The 14,496-nt window shown below is 69.9% G+C and carries 16 protein-coding genes, 1 tRNA gene and 1 pseudogene; 13 read left to right on the plus strand and 5 right to left on the minus strand.

The genetic code is table 11. The annotated features are described in order from the left end of the window. The first annotated feature begins 37 nt into the window (after positions 1-37). The 5 genes from NQ165_RS05960 to NQ165_RS05980 all read left to right on the plus strand — a co-directional run bounded on the left by NQ165_RS05960 (position 38) and on the right by NQ165_RS05980 (position 4,464). Positions 38-1,348 (plus strand): hemolysin family protein, encoded by a 1,311-nt coding sequence (locus NQ165_RS05960; RefSeq protein ID WP_257532045.1) that lies wholly within the window; start codon positions 38-40, stop codon positions 1,346-1,348. Positions 1,349-1,421: 73 nt separating this feature from the next. After that, positions 1,422-1,775: a hypothetical protein gene (locus NQ165_RS05965; RefSeq protein WP_257526090.1), complete on the plus strand. Its 354-nt coding sequence runs from the start codon at positions 1,422-1,424 to the stop codon at positions 1,773-1,775. A gap of 163 nt (positions 1,776-1,938) precedes the next feature. Continuing rightward, positions 1,939-3,081 (plus strand): ABC transporter permease, encoded by a 1,143-nt coding sequence (locus NQ165_RS05970; RefSeq protein WP_257532047.1) that lies wholly within the window; start codon positions 1,939-1,941, stop codon positions 3,079-3,081. Continuing rightward, positions 3,078-3,764: an ABC transporter ATP-binding protein gene (locus tag NQ165_RS05975; RefSeq protein WP_257526088.1), complete on the plus strand. Its 687-nt coding sequence runs from the start codon at positions 3,078-3,080 to the stop codon at positions 3,762-3,764. Before NQ165_RS05970 ends, NQ165_RS05975 begins: the two co-directional genes overlap by 4 nt. 121 nt (positions 3,765-3,885) lie before the next feature. Then, complete coding sequence (locus NQ165_RS05980) at positions 3,886-4,464, plus strand: TetR/AcrR family transcriptional regulator (protein WP_257526087.1); 579 nt, start codon at positions 3,886-3,888, stop codon at positions 4,462-4,464. A gap of 257 nt (positions 4,465-4,721) precedes the next feature. On the opposite strand, the gene NQ165_RS05985 is transcribed toward NQ165_RS05980, so the two are convergent. Next, positions 4,722-5,564, minus strand: a complete 843-nt coding sequence (locus tag NQ165_RS05985) for a G5 domain-containing protein (RefSeq protein WP_257526086.1) — start codon at positions 5,562-5,564, stop codon at positions 4,722-4,724. A gap of 12 nt (positions 5,565-5,576) precedes the next feature. Further along, positions 5,577-5,669, minus strand: a pseudogene (locus NQ165_RS14705) (DUF2510 domain-containing protein); the annotation flags it as partial. Between the two features lie 347 nt (positions 5,670-6,016). On the opposite strand from NQ165_RS14705, the gene NQ165_RS05990 reads away from it, so the two are divergent. Next, a complete protein-coding gene (locus tag NQ165_RS05990) occupies positions 6,017-7,480 on the plus strand; it encodes a YdiU family protein (protein WP_257526085.1) in 1,464 nt (487 codons plus the stop codon). Between the two features lie 35 nt (positions 7,481-7,515). Continuing rightward, positions 7,516-8,118: a dihydrofolate reductase family protein gene (locus tag NQ165_RS05995; protein ID WP_257526084.1), complete on the plus strand. Its 603-nt coding sequence runs from the start codon at positions 7,516-7,518 to the stop codon at positions 8,116-8,118. Positions 8,119-8,149: 31 nt separating this feature from the next. On the opposite strand, the gene NQ165_RS06000 is transcribed toward NQ165_RS05995, so the two are convergent. Both NQ165_RS06000 and NQ165_RS06005 read right to left on the minus strand, forming a co-directional pair. Continuing rightward, positions 8,150-8,638 (minus strand): YajQ family cyclic di-GMP-binding protein, encoded by a 489-nt coding sequence (locus NQ165_RS06000; protein WP_257532049.1) that lies wholly within the window; start codon positions 8,636-8,638, stop codon positions 8,150-8,152. 22 nt (positions 8,639-8,660) lie between these two features. Then, positions 8,661-8,879: a PLDc N-terminal domain-containing protein gene (locus tag NQ165_RS06005; RefSeq protein WP_257526082.1), complete on the minus strand. Its 219-nt coding sequence runs from the start codon at positions 8,877-8,879 to the stop codon at positions 8,661-8,663. A gap of 105 nt (positions 8,880-8,984) precedes the next feature. Here NQ165_RS06005 and NQ165_RS06010 point away from each other — a divergent pair, with 105 nt between their 5' ends. From NQ165_RS06010 to NQ165_RS06025, 4 genes are all read left to right on the plus strand, one after another. Further along, positions 8,985-9,893 carry a bile acid:sodium symporter family protein gene (locus NQ165_RS06010; protein ID WP_257526081.1) on the plus strand — a complete coding sequence of 303 codons (909 nt, stop codon included), beginning with the start codon at positions 8,985-8,987 and terminating at the stop codon, positions 9,891-9,893. A 10-nt stretch (positions 9,894-9,903) separates the two neighbouring features. Then, entirely contained in the window at positions 9,904-10,395 is a 492-nt protein-coding gene (locus NQ165_RS06015; RefSeq protein ID WP_257526080.1) for an FBP domain-containing protein, read from the plus strand. Positions 10,396-10,479: 84 nt separating this feature from the next. Continuing rightward, positions 10,480-10,561, plus strand: a tRNA-Tyr gene (locus NQ165_RS06020). 223 nt (positions 10,562-10,784) lie between these two features. Next, positions 10,785-11,138 carry a hypothetical protein gene (locus tag NQ165_RS06025; RefSeq protein ID WP_257526079.1) on the plus strand — a complete coding sequence of 118 codons (354 nt, stop codon included), beginning with the start codon at positions 10,785-10,787 and terminating at the stop codon, positions 11,136-11,138. A 79-nt stretch (positions 11,139-11,217) separates the two neighbouring features. On the opposite strand, the gene NQ165_RS06030 is transcribed toward NQ165_RS06025, so the two are convergent. Then, entirely contained in the window at positions 11,218-12,210 is a 993-nt protein-coding gene (locus tag NQ165_RS06030; RefSeq protein ID WP_257526077.1) for an NAD(P)-dependent oxidoreductase, read from the minus strand. A 243-nt stretch (positions 12,211-12,453) separates the two neighbouring features. On the opposite strand from NQ165_RS06030, the gene NQ165_RS06035 reads away from it, so the two are divergent. Together NQ165_RS06035 and NQ165_RS06040 are read left to right on the plus strand one after the other, a co-directional pair. Next, positions 12,454-13,545, plus strand: coding sequence for a hypothetical protein (locus tag NQ165_RS06035; RefSeq protein ID WP_257532051.1), 1,092 nt, complete (start codon positions 12,454-12,456; stop codon positions 13,543-13,545). A gap of 82 nt (positions 13,546-13,627) precedes the next feature. Next, on the plus strand, positions 13,628-14,440 hold the full coding sequence (locus NQ165_RS06040) for an inositol monophosphatase family protein (RefSeq protein ID WP_257526075.1): 813 nt from the start codon (positions 13,628-13,630) through the stop codon (positions 14,438-14,440). Positions 14,441-14,496: the final 56 nt, after the last annotated feature.

Consider the following 14,496-nt stretch of genomic DNA (forward strand, 5'->3'; position numbering starts at 1 on the left):
GCGACGACGGGATGCCGCAGCGGCGGGGAGGCCTGAGATGAGCGGGGATCTGCTGCTCAACATCGCCCTCGTCATCCTCTTCGTGCTGATCGGCGGGGTGTTCGCGGCGACCGAGATGGCGCTGGTCACACTGCGCGAGAGTCAGCTGAACGCGATCGCGCTGCGCGGGCCGCGCGGACAGAAGGTCGCCGAGCTGGCACGCAACCCGAACACGTTCCTCTCGGCCGTGCAGATCGGTGTGACGGTCGCCGGTTTCGCCTCGGCGGCGTTCGGCGCCTCGTCGATCGCACCCTCGGTCGCGCCGCTGTTCGTCTCCTGGGGCTTGTCCGAGTCGACCGCGACGCTCGTCGCCACCATCCTGCTGACCCTCGCGATCGCCTACCTGTCGCTGGTGCTGGGGGAGCTCGTGCCCAAGCGGCTGGCCATCCAGCGCAATGCGCAGTTCGCCTACGGTGTCGCGCCGCTCGTGAACGGCTTCGCGCGGCTCATGCGCCCGGTGATCTGGCTGCTGTCGGTGTCGACGAACTTCATGGTGCGACTGCTCGGGGGCGACCCGGACAAGACGGCGGAGGGCCTCAGCGACGAGGAGCTGCGCGACATCGTGTCGAGCCACGAGGGCCTTCCCGAGGACGAGCGGCGCATCCTCGACGACGTGCTGTCGATCCGCCACCGTCACCTGAGCGAGGTCATGCGCCCCCGGCCCGAGGTGGTCACGCTGGACCTCGACAACACCGTCTCCTCCGCGGCAGCGCGGGTGCGCGACCTGCCATTCTCGCGGTACCCGGTGCTGGATCAGTCGATCGACGACATCACCGGGTTCGTGCACGTGCGGGACGTGCTCGAAGCGGCCGCGACCGACGCCGAAGCCCCGCTGGCCGGCATCCTCCGTCCCATCCGCTATCTGCCCTCCACCGCGCGGGTGCTTCCCACCCTCACCGGCATGCGCGCCGAGAACGACCAGATCGCCGTCGTCGTGGACGAATACGGCGGCACCGACGGCATCGTGACCCTCGAAGACCTCGTGGAGGAAGTCGTGGGGGAGATCTTCGACGAGTACGACACCGAGGTGGCGCCCGCGCAGCTCGCCGCCCACGGCGGGCTCGTGGACGGCCGGCTGAACCTGCAGGACTTCGAGGAGGCCACCGGCATCAGTCTGCCCCGCGGGGCGTCCGACACCGTCGCCGGCTTCGTCGTCGAGCAGCTCGGCAGGCTGGCGGTCGTCGGGGACAAGGTGGAGGTGCCCGGTGCGACGATCCAGGTCGCCGAGATCGACCGACGCCGCATCTCGCGGGTGCTCGTGACGCCGCACGGGGCCGGGGAGACGGTCGTGGCGACCGACGCCGACTGAGCGCCTCGGTGGACGAGGGGCGCGCAGATCGACCGTGGTCATTGTGCCGACGGGGTGTCGGTAAGGTGGGGGCATGGAGATTCTGAAGAACGTCATCCTCGCCATTCACATCATCGGCGTGGCCGCTCTGCTCGGAGGCGTCCTCTACCAGATGGGATCCGCCCGTCGCGGTACCCCCCGAGTGCTGCCCGCCATGATGCACGGCGCCTGGACGATGCTCGTGACCGGCGTGATCCTCGTCGGTCTGCAGTACCCGATCGGCAACGAGCCGAACAACGTCAAGATCAGCGTCAAGCTGGTCGTCCTGATCGCGATCATCGTCATCGCGCTGATCAACCGCAAGAAGGAGCAGGTCGCTTCGTGGGTGCTGCCCACGATCGGTCTGCTCACCGTCGTGAACATCCTGCTTGCGACGGTCTGGAAGTAGCCCCTCGCCGGGCTTGCCGGCATCCGCATGACGCCCGTCCCGCTCGCCGGGGCGGGCGTCGTCGCGTACGCGGGTACGCGCTGATCTTCCTCCCAGCTTTTGGTGACAGACTGTCGGCATGATGTCGACGGACCGTCGATAACCCCCGAGAACGGAATCCTTCATGTTCCTCGCCTTGCGCGAACTGAAATTCGCCCGTGGCCGCTTCGCTTTGATGGGGGTCGTCATCGCCCTCATCTCCCTGCTCGTCGTGCTGCTGTCCGGCCTGTCGTCGGGACTGGTCAACGACGGCGTGTCCGGCCTCAAATCGATGCCCGCGACCGCGTTCGCCTTCGACGGCGGCACCAAGAAGGACAACGCCTTCAGCCGCTCCGTCGTCGACGGTGACCAGCTGGCCGCCTGGCAGGACGCCGAGGGCATCGCCGAAGCCGAGCCGATGGGCGTCAACATCGTCAACGGTGTGACCGACGACGGCACCCAGATCGACCTGACGCTGTTCGGCGTCGAGCCCGACGGGTTCCTGGCGCCTCCGGTGTCTTCCGGTGACGGGATCGCCACTCCCGGTGGGATCGTCGTCTCGGAGCCGATGAAGGATGAGGACGTCGAGATCGGCACCGTCGTGACGCTCGACCGCCTCGACCTCGAGCTCACCGTGGTGGGGTTCACCGAGGGTCAGGCCACCTTCGGCCACGTCGACGTCGCCTACCTGCCGCTGGACACCTGGAAGCTCATGGCCGCCGGTGCCACTCAGCCCGGTGCGCCCACGCAGGCGCAGATCGCCGAACTGGACTTCCCGTTCTCGAGCGTCGTCGCACTGAAGGCCGCCGACGGGGCGAAGCCCGATTACGCCGCCATCGACGCGGACGCCGATACGACCACGATGACGCTGACCGAGTCGTTCAACGCCTCGCCCGGCTACGAGGCCGAGACGCTGACGCTCAGCATGATCCAGTTCTTCCTGTATGCCATCTCCGCGCTCGTCGTGGGTGCGTTCTTCACCGTCTGGACCATCCAGCGCAGCCACGACCTCGCGGTCCTGCGCGCCGTCGGAGCATCCAGCCGCTACCTGCTGCGTGACAGCCTGATGCAGGCTGCCATCCTCCTCGTCGGCTTCACCGCCCTCGGTGTGGCCGCCGGCGTCGGCCTGGGTGCGCTCATGCCCGCCGCCATGCCCTTCGACCTCGAAGCGGCACCGATCGCCCTGGCATCCGGCCTGACGATCCTGCTCGGACTCATCGGCGCCGGCGTCGCGGTGCTGCGCATCGTCCGAATCGACCCGCTCCGAGCCCTGGGAGGCCAGCGATGAGCACCGACAACACCCCCGCCCTCGACATCAGCAACGCCGTGCTCGAGCTCGGCGACGGCGACTCGCGCGTGCGTGCCCTCGATGACGTGTCGCTGACCGTCATGCCTGGCGAGTTCCTCGCCATCGTCGGTCCCTCGGGCTCCGGCAAGTCGTCGCTGCTGGCGATCGCCGGCGCGCTGGCACACCCCGACAGCGGCACCGTGCGCGTGCACGGCACCGATCTGGCGACGCTCTCCAAGCGCACCCGCGCACGGTTCCGTCTGCGCAACATCGGGTTCGTCTTCCAGTCCGGCAACCTGCTGCCCGCCCTCACGGCCGCGGACCAGCTGCGCCTCGCCGGGCGCCTGGCGGGCAACCGCCACGTCGACCCGGCGCCCGTGCTGGAGTCGGTGGGCATGAGCCACCGCGCCGGTCACCGTCCCGGGGAGCTCTCCGGCGGCGAGCGTCAGCGTGTCGGCATCGCCCGTGCGCTGGTGAACCAGCCCACCCTGCTGCTGGTCGATGAGCCCACTGCGGCCCTCGACCGCCGCCGCAGCCACGAAGTGGTCCAGCTGCTCGCCGACCGGGCGCACGACGCCGGCGTCGCCGTGGTCATGGTCACCCACGACCGCGATGTGCTGGAGCACTGCGACCGCGTGCTCGAGATGGTCGACGGTCGCCTGGGAGTTCCCGCCACGGTCTGAGCCATCGCCCCCGTCGCCCGCGGCAGCTTCGGCTGTCGCGGGCGACGTGCTCCTTCTCCCGAACATTGCAGCCGCCGCGCCGCTCCGTGCGAGGGCTGCCGATGAGGACGATAATTGCCGGATGCCCAAGATCACTGCGCCCACGGTCGCCGAGCACCGCGCCTCGCAGCGCGCCGCTCTCGTGCGCGCGGGTGAGGCGCTGCTGCAGGAGGCCGGTCTCGCCGGGGTGACCCCGGGGAGCGTCTCCGAGCGCGCCGGCATGTCGCGCTCGAGCTTCTACGACTATTTCCCGTCCAAGGACGACCTGCTCGTCGCGATCGCGATCGATGCGATCGAGCGGTGGGACGCCGACATCGAGCGCACGCTCGACGGCGTCGATCGCGGCCTGCCCGAGCTGCGCGCCTTCGTCGACGCCACGATGCGGATGACCGCCGACGGCCGTCACGCGATCGCCGGGGCGTTGCGCGACGCGAAGCTCTCCCCGAGCCGGTTCGAAGACCTCATGACGCTGCACGACGCGCTCATGCGTCCGCTGACCCGGGTGCTGGCGGATCTCGGTCTGTCGGCATCCCGGTCGACTGTCGCCCTGGTGCAGGGTGTGCTGGGCGCGGGCGTGCAGCTCGTGTCGCACGGCGTCGATCCGCAGGTCGCCGCCGACGACGTGTACGGGCTGCTGACCCGCGGCATCATCACCGCCTGACGGCAGCCTGCGCGCTGCGGCGACGCGGGTGCCAGCGTGCCATGTTCGCCGTGCCGCGCCGTGCCGCGCCGCCGTGCCGGACGCGCGGTGCCGCGCTGCCGTGCCGCGCTGCCGTGCCGGACGCGCGGTGCCGCGCCGAGCGCGTGCACAACGTCGCTGATCCGCGCCGCCCACCACGCTGATCGTGGCCGTCGCGGTCCGCGCGCGCCGTATCGGCGACGTTATGCACGCAGGCTCGCCGCGATCTGTGCTCGGCGTCAGCGCTCGCAGGCGTACCCGTCGCCGTCGCGGTCGAGGCCGTAGACGTCCGATCCCACGACCCGCGCAACACCGTCGAAGTAGGCGGGACCGTCCCCGGTTCCCCAGGCGCAGTCGACATCGCTCGCGATCGGAACGCACGCGTCGGCATAGTTCGGGTCGCAGCTGGGTGCGGGCGGGGGAGGAGGTGCGACGTAGGTCCCGATCGACGTCACGTGGGTGACGGGCTCGGCGGTCACGACGTCCGAGATCAGTTCCCGCTCGATCTCCACACCATCGAGCTCCGTCACGCGGTATGTGAGGGTGCGTTCGCCGTCGCGCCCCTCCGTCGTCACAACCGTCTGTCCCTGCGCGAGCGCGCCATCCTCGACCGTGGTGGACGAAAACGCGATCGGCTCGGTGGCGACCACCTCACGGAACGTCGGTGTGGGCGTCGGCGTGGGTGTGGGCGTCGGCGTGGGCGTCGATGTCGGGGTCGGGGCGGCGGTCGCCTCGGCCAACGCCGGGCGAGACGACTCCGACGAGCTCGCCGCCCGCTCGGTGCCGCCGTCGCCGGAGGACATCGCCGACGAGATGCCGCTGCTGACGAACAGCAGGACAGCCGCGAGCAGGGTGGCGCTCAGGGCCCATCCGCGGGAACGGAAGCGCAACCAAGTCGGCGAGTTGCGGACGAGTGCCACGATGCCGGTGATCATCACGGTCAGTGCGATCACGGCCACGAGCGGAGCGAGGAAGACCAGCAGCAGGATTCCGATGACCCCTGCAACGACCCAGCCCCAGACCGGAAGGCGGAAACGGGGTCCGAGTACAGAGGGCAGCGGTGGCGGCGGCAGCGTGCCCACCGCTGGGGCAGCGTAAGTCTGCTCCGTCCATACGGCGCCGTTCCACCATCGCTGCTGAGCCGGCTCTGAAGGATCGGCGTACCATCCCGCCGGCGGCGCGCTCACCGACGTGCTTCCGACGTGCGCATGACGAATGTACGAGCGCTGAACCCCATTGTTTTCTCCCCAGTGCGACGCGCCCTTCCCCAACGAAACATGAGAGCGCGCTAATAACCTACATCGACCGGCTCACGCACGGGCGGGTCTTTTCGCGCGGCGACGCGAGCACAACGTCGCCAATCCGTGCACCACGGTGCGATATGGCGGGGCGACCGCGCCCGGCACACGACGGATCAGCGACGTTGTGCACGGGCGGGCACCGGCACCGAGCCCGCGACCCCCGTCCCGGCGACCCTGCGCGCGGGATCCCGCCGCCCGGCCCCCGCGCCCCACCCCGGACGTAGCCTGGAAGCATGAGCCTCGCGCCCGAGACCACCGTCGACCTGGGCTCGCGCTTCGCCCGCGAGTTCCCGGAGCTGTCCACGCCGTGGTCCGCGGCGGACTTTCCCGACGCCCGTCTGCTGGTCCTGAACGCCCCGCTCGCCGTCGAACTGGGACTCGACCCCGAGGCCCTCCGCGCAGCCGACGGCGTCGCCTTCCTCACCGGAAACCGTGTGCCCGCGTCCGCCGCCCCGGTCGCGCAGGCCTACGCCGGTCACCAGTTCGGCGGCTACTCTCCCGTGCTCGGTGACGGGCGCGCGCTGCTGCTCGGCGAACTCACCGCCCGTGACGGCGCCCTGCGCGATCTGCACCTCAAGGGGTCCGGCCCCACTCCCTTCGCCCGCGGCGGCGACGGGCTGGCCGCCGTCGGCCCGATGCTGCGGGAGTACGTGATCAGCGAGGCCATGCACGCGCTGGGAGTGCCGACCACCCGCGCGCTCGCCGTCAGCGCGACCGGCCTCGGCGTGCAACGCGAGACGATGCTCCCCGGCGCCGTGCTCACCCGCGTCGCCGCGAGCCACGTGCGGGTGGGAACGTTCCAGTTCGCGGCTTCCACCGGCGAAGTCGACCTCGTGCGCCGGCTCGTCGCCCACGCCCTCGAGCGCCACTACCCGGAGCGCGTCGGTGCCGAGAACCCGTCGGTGGCGCTGCTCGAAGCCGTCATCGACGCCCAAGCCTCGCTCATCGCGAAATGGATGCTGCTCGGCTTCGTCCACGGCGTGATGAACACCGACAACATGACGATCTCGGGGGAGACGATCGACTACGGCCCGTGCGCCTTCATGGATGCCTTCGACCCGGCATCCGTCTTCAGCTCCATCGATCTGCAAGGCCGCTATGCCTTCGGCCGGCAGCCGCTCATCGCCGAGTGGAACCTCACCCGCTTCGCCGAGGCGCTGCTGCCCACGCTCGATGACGACGAAGACCGGGCGATCGAGCTGGCGCAGAACGCGCTCGGGCGCTTCCGCGACGCGTACAACGCGGCATGGTTCGGCGGGATGCTGGCCAAGCTCGGCATCCGGGCCGACGCCGACGACGCGGTCACGACGGCCCTGCTGACCGACCTCGTCAGCCTGCTGCAGATCGGTCGTGTCGACTACACGGGCTTCTTCCGGCGCCTCGGTCAGGCCGCGCGCGGCGACGAGGCTCCCGCCCGCGCGCTGTTCGCCGACCCGGGGCCGTTCGACATCTGGGGCGCCCGGTGGCGGGCGCTGAACCCCGACGCGGATGCCATGGACGCGGTGAACCCGGCGTACATCCCGCGCAACCACCTCGTGGAGGAAGCGCTGGCGGCGGCCACCGAGGGCGACGTCACCCTGGTCGAGCGGCTGGTCGAGGTCGTAGGCTCACCGTACGTCGAGCGGACCGGGGCTGAGCGCTATGCGGAGCCCGCGCCGGAGGCGTTCGGCCCGTACCGCACCTTCTGCGGCACCTGACCGGATCGACGCGCGCACGTCGAGAGGGGCGGCCCATGCCGGAGACCACCTGTCACATCTCGATGTCCCTCGACGGCTTCGTCGCGGGGCCGGACCAGAGCCTCGACGATCCGCTCGGAAGGCGCGGACTCGAGCTGCACCGCTGGCACCTGGGAGATCCGCGCGCCACGGAGGCCGATGCCCTCGCCTCCGCCTGGGTGGGACGCCCCCGGGGCGCTTACGTGATGGGCCGCAACATGTTCGGCCCGATCCGCGGCGCCTGGGATGGTGACTGGCGCGGGTGGTGGGGACCTGAGCCGCCGTACCACGCACCCGTGTTCGTGCTCACCCACTACGCCCGCGACCCGATCGAGATGGAAGGCGGAACCACCTTCCACTTCGTCACCCGAGGCTTCGACGATGCCTACGCGCGCGCGGTGGAGACCGCCGGCGATGACGGCATCCACATCGCGGGCGGTGCCTCCACCGTGCGCCAGGCGCTCGCCGCCGACCGGGTCGACGAGATCACCCTCGACATCGCGCCCGTGCTGCTCGGCTCGGGGGAGCGCATCTTCGACGGCAGGGAGACGTTCGACTACGAGCCCGTGGAGGTGCTGCACTCGCCCCTGGCGACGCACATCCGCTACCGCCGCGCCTGAGCGCGCACGGGATGCCGGGTGCGGCGGCGGGTCAGCGGTAGTTGATGAACTGCAGGTCGACGTCGAGGTCGGCCGCCTTCAGCAGGCGCTGCACCTCCTGCAGGTCGTCGCGGCTCTTGGACTGCACGCGCAGCTCGTCGCCCTGGATCTGCGACTTGACCGACTTGGGGCCCTCGTCGCGGATCATCTTGCTGATCTTCTTCGCGTTCTCGGAGGAAATGCCCTCCTTGAGCGTGGAGACGATGCGGTACTCGCGACCGCTGGCGACGGGGTCACCCGACTCCAGGCTCTTCAGCGAGATGCCGCGTTTGATGAGCTTCGACTGGAACACGTCGAGCACGGCCTTCGCGCGCTCTTCGCTGTTCGCCTTGATGATGATCGACTCGCCGCTCCACTCGATCGACGAGTCGGTGCCCTTGAAGTCGTAGCGCTGCTCGACCTCTTTGCGCGCCTGGTTGAGAGCGTTGTCCGCCTCCTGGCGGTCGATCTTCGAGACGATGTCGAACGAGGAATCAGCCATGGCGTGAGTCTACCGAGAGCCGTCAGCGGCGGTGGCGGATGCCGGCGAGGAAGTACGCCGCCGGACCGATCCAGTTGATGAGGATGATCGGGGTCCACAGCGCCTTCGGGCCGCGCACGTCGCCCGGGTCTCGGTGACCGAGGTCCCAGTAGGCGAGGAAGGCGAATGCGGCCTGCAGCACGCCCACCAGGCTGAGTCCGACCTTGGCTCCTGCGCTGAGAGCTGCGGCTTTCTTGGCCATGTCCCACCCCTTTCGTCGCGCTCATTCTGCCCCAGGTGGTGCCGGTGTGGGTCCTCCTCGCGGAAAAGCGTGCGCCCTCGGGTGCCGTCGGGCACGATGTGGTCCATGGGATCAGCGTTGACCACCATCGGATTGCCCGTCGCCCTCGGCATCATCATGTTCGGCTTGGGCCTCAGTCTCACCCCGCGCGACTTCGCGCGGGTCGCCACCCAGCCCAAGGCGGTGATCGTCGCGCTGGGATGCCAGCTGGTGCTGCTGCCGGCGATCTGCTTCGGCCTGGTGCTGCTGTTCCAGCTGCCGCCGGTGCTCGCCGTGGGCATGATGATGCTCGCCGCCTCACCGGGAGGGACGACCGCCAACCTCTACAGCCACCTGTTCCGCGGCGACATCGCGCTGAACATCTCGCTGACCGCGATCAACTCCGTCATCGCCGTGGTGACGCTGCCGATCATCACGAACCTGGCGATCGCCTACTTCGACCCCTTCGACGGGGAGCTCGGGATGCAGTGGGCCAAGACCGCCGAGGTGTTCGCGATCGTGCTGCTTCCGGTGGCGCTCGGGATGATCGTGCGGCGCGTGCGTCCGGGGTTCGCCGATGGCATGGACAAGCCGGTGCGCATCGTGTCGGTGATCGTGCTGGTGGTCGTGATCGCGGGAGCGGTGGCATCCAACTGGGCGCTGCTGGTCGACAACGTCGCGAGCCTGGCGCTCATCACGGTGCTGTTCTGCCTCATCAGCCTGGCCGTCGGATACCTCGTGCCGCGGCTGCTGCGCGTCGGGCAGCGCCAGGCGGTCGCGTCGTCGTTCGAGATCGGCATCCACAACGCCACGCTCGCCATCGTCATCGCCCAGACCGTGCTCGGCTCGATGGAGCTGAGTCTTCCGGCCGCCGTCTACGGCGTGCTGATGTTCTTCATCGCCTTCGGGTTCGGCTTCGTCATCCGCGGGCGCGGCGACGCCGCTGCCGCCGAGCGCGAGGAGAGGGACGGTGCCGCCGAGCGCGTGCCTTCGTAGACTGGCCGCCATGCGTCCGCTCACTGAGGACGAACTGCGCACCTCGTTCGTCAACGCCGGTCCTGAGGACATCCGCCAGGTGACCGTGCCCGCCGACTTCCCCTTCGCCGACTGGGACCACCTGGACTTCTACGCGTGGCGCGACCCGCGCACCCGGGGGAGGGGCTACGTCGTCGCCGAACTCGACGGCCGGCTCGCCGCGGTGATGCTGCGCGCGGCCGACGGATCGGGGCGGGCGCGAGCGGCGATGTGCAACCTCTGCCACACGATGCAGCCGGCTGATCAGGTGGCTCTGTTCACGGCGCGCAAGGCCGGGGATGCCGGAGCGCACGGCGACAGCATCGGCACCTACATCTGCGCCGATCTGTCGTGCCACGAGAACGTCAGGCTGGCGGCTCCCCTCGCGCCGAGCGAGGTCCGCGCGAGCGTGGACCGCCGCATCGACGGCACCCGGCAGCGCGCCGAAGCCTTCGTCGCGCGGGTGCTGGATGCCGAGGCGTGAGCCGATTTTCGCCACCCGCCGCGACAGAGTACGATAGACAATCGCGCCTCCGATCGCCTGATAAAGCCGGTCGGGTGCGCACCTGGCGAGTTACCCAAGCGGCCAAAGGGATCTGACTGTAAATCAGCCGGCGTAGCCTTCGGGGGTTCGAATCCCTCACTCGCCACCCTCAAGTGAAGGAGACAGCGGAGCGATCCGCGGTCTCCTTCACTTTTTTGCGTGCCGGGAGCGGGTCGCGGCAGCGACGAGGCCGTAACCGTCCAGTCGTGTCCAACATCGATCCCATGCTGGTGCTGTGTGGTTGCTATGCGCCATCGTGGACATACGAGACCGTGAGGGCCGTCCAGGAGGGGGGCTGAGCGATGGACCGAAGGCGATCTGTCCGCGCGGTGGTGCTGCCCGTCCTCATCATGTGGTGGGTGTTCACCGGACTCTTCGTGGTGAGCCTCCTCTCCGCTCCGCTCGGGGTGGGCGAGGAGCGAGGGTGCCTGCAGCGGCACGTGGGATTCAGCGTCGACCGCTCGATCATCGTCGAGGGGAGCTGGGAGCTTTTTCCGCTCGGACTCACCTGCTCGTTCACGATGCCGTCAGGCGAGCAGATCGTCTATGGCGCCGACCCGGTGCCGTCGGTGATGCTGGTGACGGGGGTCGTCCTGACGGTTGTGGGCGCCGTCGCCCTGATCGTCTCGCACCGTGACCCCGAACGTCAGCGTCGGGGTCGAGCGAGCAGTCCGTCACTGTAGAGGGCCCACGAGCCGTCAGAACGACGCCGGCCCCCGCCATCGCAGCGGGGGCCGGCGTCGGTCGCGCCGGATCAGACCATCAGGCCATCGCGGTGGTCGCTGCGACGCAGACCCGCAGGCTCTCGCGGATCGCGGCTTCGACGTCCTCGGGGCCGTAGCCGAGAGCTGCCTGCACCGGCTCCGGGTCGATGTAGGCGAAGCGCTCCTGCACGCGCGCGGCATCCTCCTGGTGCATGCCGTGCTCGATGCCGCGTGCGGCTTCGGCCTTGTCGTACGCCGTCATACCGGGGAGGAAGACCTCCGCAGGCAGGGGTGTCACGCGGGCCGGGTCCATGCCGGCCTCCTCCGCGATCATGCGGTGGAAGTCGGCGTACGTCATGTTGATGCCGCCGAGCGCATAGGTCTTGCCGTGCTCGCCGCGCTCGATCGCGCCGCGCGCGGCCTTGGCGACCTGGCCGGTGGTGATCATGACGGTGCCACCTGCGGGGACGGCGATGGGGGCGTCCTCGGGCACCGCGGCATCCATCGCCACGAACATGCTCCACAGCGGCACGGTGTCGGGCATGGTGCCGAAGATCCAGGGGAGGCGCAGCGACGTGACCGTCATCGCGCCGTCGCCCTCGAGGAAGGCGACCTGCTCCTGCAGGAGCCGGGTGCGGACGTACCCCGCCTTCTCACGCAGCCCCAGTTCTGGCCACCGCTCGGCGAACTCGGCGAAGTAGGAGCCGAACACGACGAACGAACTGACGCCGGCCTGCCTGGCCAGGCGCGCCATCCGCTGGGTGGGCAGCACGTTGGCGCGGTAGAAGAAGCCGGCAGCGGGTGCCTGCGGGGCGACCCGCTCGTCCACGCCGGCGGCGTAGGCCACAGCATCGACGCCGTCGAGCAGCGCGAGCAGCTCGTCATCGGATGCCGCGGCGACGTCGCAGTACGCGTAGCGCACGCCCTCGAGAGGGTGGGCGGTCTCCGGCGGAAGTGCGATGGAGAGCACGTCATAGCCGTGGGCGAGGAGCTCCTCAGCCGTGGCGCGTCCGAGGAGGCCGGTTCCGCCGATGATGGCAACAGTGGACATGATGTTCCCTTCGTTCTGGGTCAGTCCGCTGTAGTCAACCGCGTCTGGCCTGTGGTCTGACCACAACATATCGCGGGGGGTGCCCGCGGCGCCAGTGGTGGGCCGGGAAAACTCGCTCGCCCGTTCTGCGGCCGGGCTGTGCCGCCGTCAGAGCCGCAGACAATGGATGACCGTGGTCCGACACGCGGGGGCGTGTCAGGATGGGGGGATGCCGCGGCGTGGCGCCGCGCGAGAGGACCGATGATGAGCGAACCGATCACCAGCCCCGCCTCCGCCAAGCTTCTGCGCGTCGCGCTGTGGGTCGCCATCGGCGCGCTCATCGCCGCCGCCTTGGTGTGCGTCGTCTGGGTGCTGTTCGGGCCGGAGACCGGTCTCGTCGGCCGCGCGTTCCTGACGATCCTGTTGCTGGCGGCCTTCGCGGGGGTGGCCATCCTCGAAGCCCAGCTCGCCCCGCGCCGTCCCGCCTGGTTCGCGCTGGCGAGCATGACGACGTGGGTCGTCTCGCTGCTCATCGGCGCCTTCATGATCTGGATGCCGGAGCCGGACCGCTACTTCGGACTCGGTGCCGAGCGCTTCTTCCGCTTTCTGCTGATCGTGCTCATCTTGCAGCTCGCGCTGCTGCACGTGCGGCTGTTCACCAAGTCGCACACCCGCAACTCGACCACGTTCATCTCGATCGTCACCTACGTCACGATCGCGCTCGTCGTGATCCTCGCGGTCATGCTGGTGCTGCCGCTCATGCTGTCGGACTACTTCGACTTCCTCGCGGTGTACTGGCGCATCGTGGTCGCGCTCGCCATCCTGGCGGCGGTCGGAACCGCCCTGGTGCCGCTGGTCAACGCGCTGTTCGCGCCGAAGCGCGAGCGGCCCCTGCGCCACGCGCACGAGGGGCACGATCCCCGAGTCGTGCAGCAGTACGCCGGACAGTCGCCGTACGCCGGGCAGGGTCAGTACACCGCCGAGGGCACATACGGCGGGCAGGGCTACGGCACCACCTCGCCGTACGGCGCGCAGCAGCAGGTGCCGCCGCAGTGGCCGACCTATGCCGACGGCTTCACCCCGCTCCCCGTCATGCCCGATGGGCAGCCGGATTGGAACGCCTACTACACCGGGCAGCCGACCTTCCCGCAGCAGGCATACGGCGCCCCGTCGCCGCAGCCGCCCGCAGCGCCGCACGAAAGCGCGCCCGAGGTCGCACCGGCGCCGCCCGCGCAGCCGGATGCCACGGCGACGGCGCCCGCAGCGCAGCCGGAGGCGCCGGCATCCGTCGACGCCACCGACATCCCGCCGGTGCCGCCGCTGCCTCCGGTCCCGCCGCTGCCGCCCCGGCCGTAAGCGATACCGCAGCCGCCGCCCGTGACGTTCGTCGCGGGGCGGTCGCGCGTTCCGGCGCAGCGGGTGCGCGTAGCGTGGGCGCATGGCTCTGGAGCAGGAACTGTCCGCACTCGCCGTCGACATCGCCGCGGAAGCCGGGGAACTCGCCCACCGCCGCCGCGCGGAGGGGGTCTCGATCGCGGCGAGCAAGTCCGCCCTTGCGGATATCGTCACCGAAGCCGACCGCGAGGTGGAGAACCTCATCCGGGATCGGCTGTCCGCCGCGCGCCCGGGCGACGGCTTCCTCGGAGAAGAGTCCGAGGCCGACCGCGGCACCACCGGCATCACGTGGGTCGTCGATCCCATCGACGGCACCGTCAACTACGCCTACGGCATCCCCTCCTATGCGGTGAGCATCGCCGCCGTGTCCGGCGAACCCGACCCGCGTGCGTGGCAGGCGCTGGCCGGCGCCGTGTATGCGCCGGCTCTGGGAGAGATGTTCCGCGCGGAGCGCGGTGGGGGTGCGTGGCTCGGCGATGAGCGTCTGCGCGTCAACAGCGACCTGAACCCCGCCGGGTCGCTGCTGGCGACCGGTTTCGGATACGACCCCGCCACGCATGCGCCCCAGCTCGCCCTGCTCGGCCGGGTCATGCCGCTGGCTCGCGACATCCGCCGCATCGGCGCGGCGTCGCTGGATCTGGCCTACGTCGCGGCGGGCCGGCTCGACGGCTATTTCGAGCGCGGGCTGAACCCGTGGGATCACGCCGCTGGCGTGCTCATGGTGCAAGAAGCGGGTGGCATCGCGGTGGGCGTCGACGGCGGCGCCCCCAGCCGGGACATGACCATCGTGGGTGGGGAGCAGCTCGTCGACCGGCTGGCGGCGATCGTCTTCGGCGAGCAGGGAATCCCGACGTGACAACGGGGCCGTCGGAGGGATAGGGTTTACCCGATCGTTATCTTTTCCGCCCGAAG

The sequence above is a fragment of the Microbacterium sp. zg.Y1084 genome, assembly GCF_024623595.1.
Taxonomy (GTDB): Bacteria; Actinomycetota; Actinomycetes; order Actinomycetales; family Microbacteriaceae; genus Microbacterium; species Microbacterium wangruii.

What these genes read in the sequence shown, in the direction of transcription:
- NQ165_RS05960 (WP_257532045.1), top strand. Translation starts at nt 38, where the DNA reads ATGAGCGGGGATCTGCTGCTCAACATCGCCCTCGTCATCCTCTTCGTG.
- NQ165_RS05965 (WP_257526090.1), top strand. Translation starts at nt 1,422, where the DNA reads ATGGAGATTCTGAAGAACGTCATCCTCGCCATTCACATCATCGGCGTG.
- NQ165_RS05970 (WP_257532047.1), top strand. Translation starts at nt 1,939, where the DNA reads ATGTTCCTCGCCTTGCGCGAACTGAAATTCGCCCGTGGCCGCTTCGCT.
- NQ165_RS05975 (WP_257526088.1), top strand. Translation starts at nt 3,078, where the DNA reads ATGAGCACCGACAACACCCCCGCCCTCGACATCAGCAACGCCGTGCTC.
- NQ165_RS05980 (WP_257526087.1), top strand. Translation starts at nt 3,886, where the DNA reads ATGCCCAAGATCACTGCGCCCACGGTCGCCGAGCACCGCGCCTCGCAG.
- NQ165_RS05990 (WP_257526085.1), top strand. Translation starts at nt 6,017, where the DNA reads ATGAGCCTCGCGCCCGAGACCACCGTCGACCTGGGCTCGCGCTTCGCC.
- NQ165_RS05995 (WP_257526084.1), top strand. Translation starts at nt 7,516, where the DNA reads ATGCCGGAGACCACCTGTCACATCTCGATGTCCCTCGACGGCTTCGTC.
- NQ165_RS06000 (WP_257532049.1), bottom strand. Translation starts at nt 8,638, where the DNA reads ATGGCTGATTCCTCGTTCGACATCGTCTCGAAGATCGACCGCCAGGAG.
- NQ165_RS06005 (WP_257526082.1), bottom strand. Translation starts at nt 8,879, where the DNA reads ATGGCCAAGAAAGCCGCAGCTCTCAGCGCAGGAGCCAAGGTCGGACTC.
- NQ165_RS06010 (WP_257526081.1), top strand. Translation starts at nt 8,985, where the DNA reads ATGGGATCAGCGTTGACCACCATCGGATTGCCCGTCGCCCTCGGCATC.
- NQ165_RS06015 (WP_257526080.1), top strand. Translation starts at nt 9,904, where the DNA reads ATGCGTCCGCTCACTGAGGACGAACTGCGCACCTCGTTCGTCAACGCC.
- NQ165_RS06030 (WP_257526077.1), bottom strand. Translation starts at nt 12,210, where the DNA reads ATGTCCACTGTTGCCATCATCGGCGGAACCGGCCTCCTCGGACGCGCC.
- NQ165_RS06035 (WP_257532051.1), top strand. Translation starts at nt 12,454, where the DNA reads ATGAGCGAACCGATCACCAGCCCCGCCTCCGCCAAGCTTCTGCGCGTC.
- NQ165_RS06040 (WP_257526075.1), top strand. Translation starts at nt 13,628, where the DNA reads ATGGCTCTGGAGCAGGAACTGTCCGCACTCGCCGTCGACATCGCCGCG.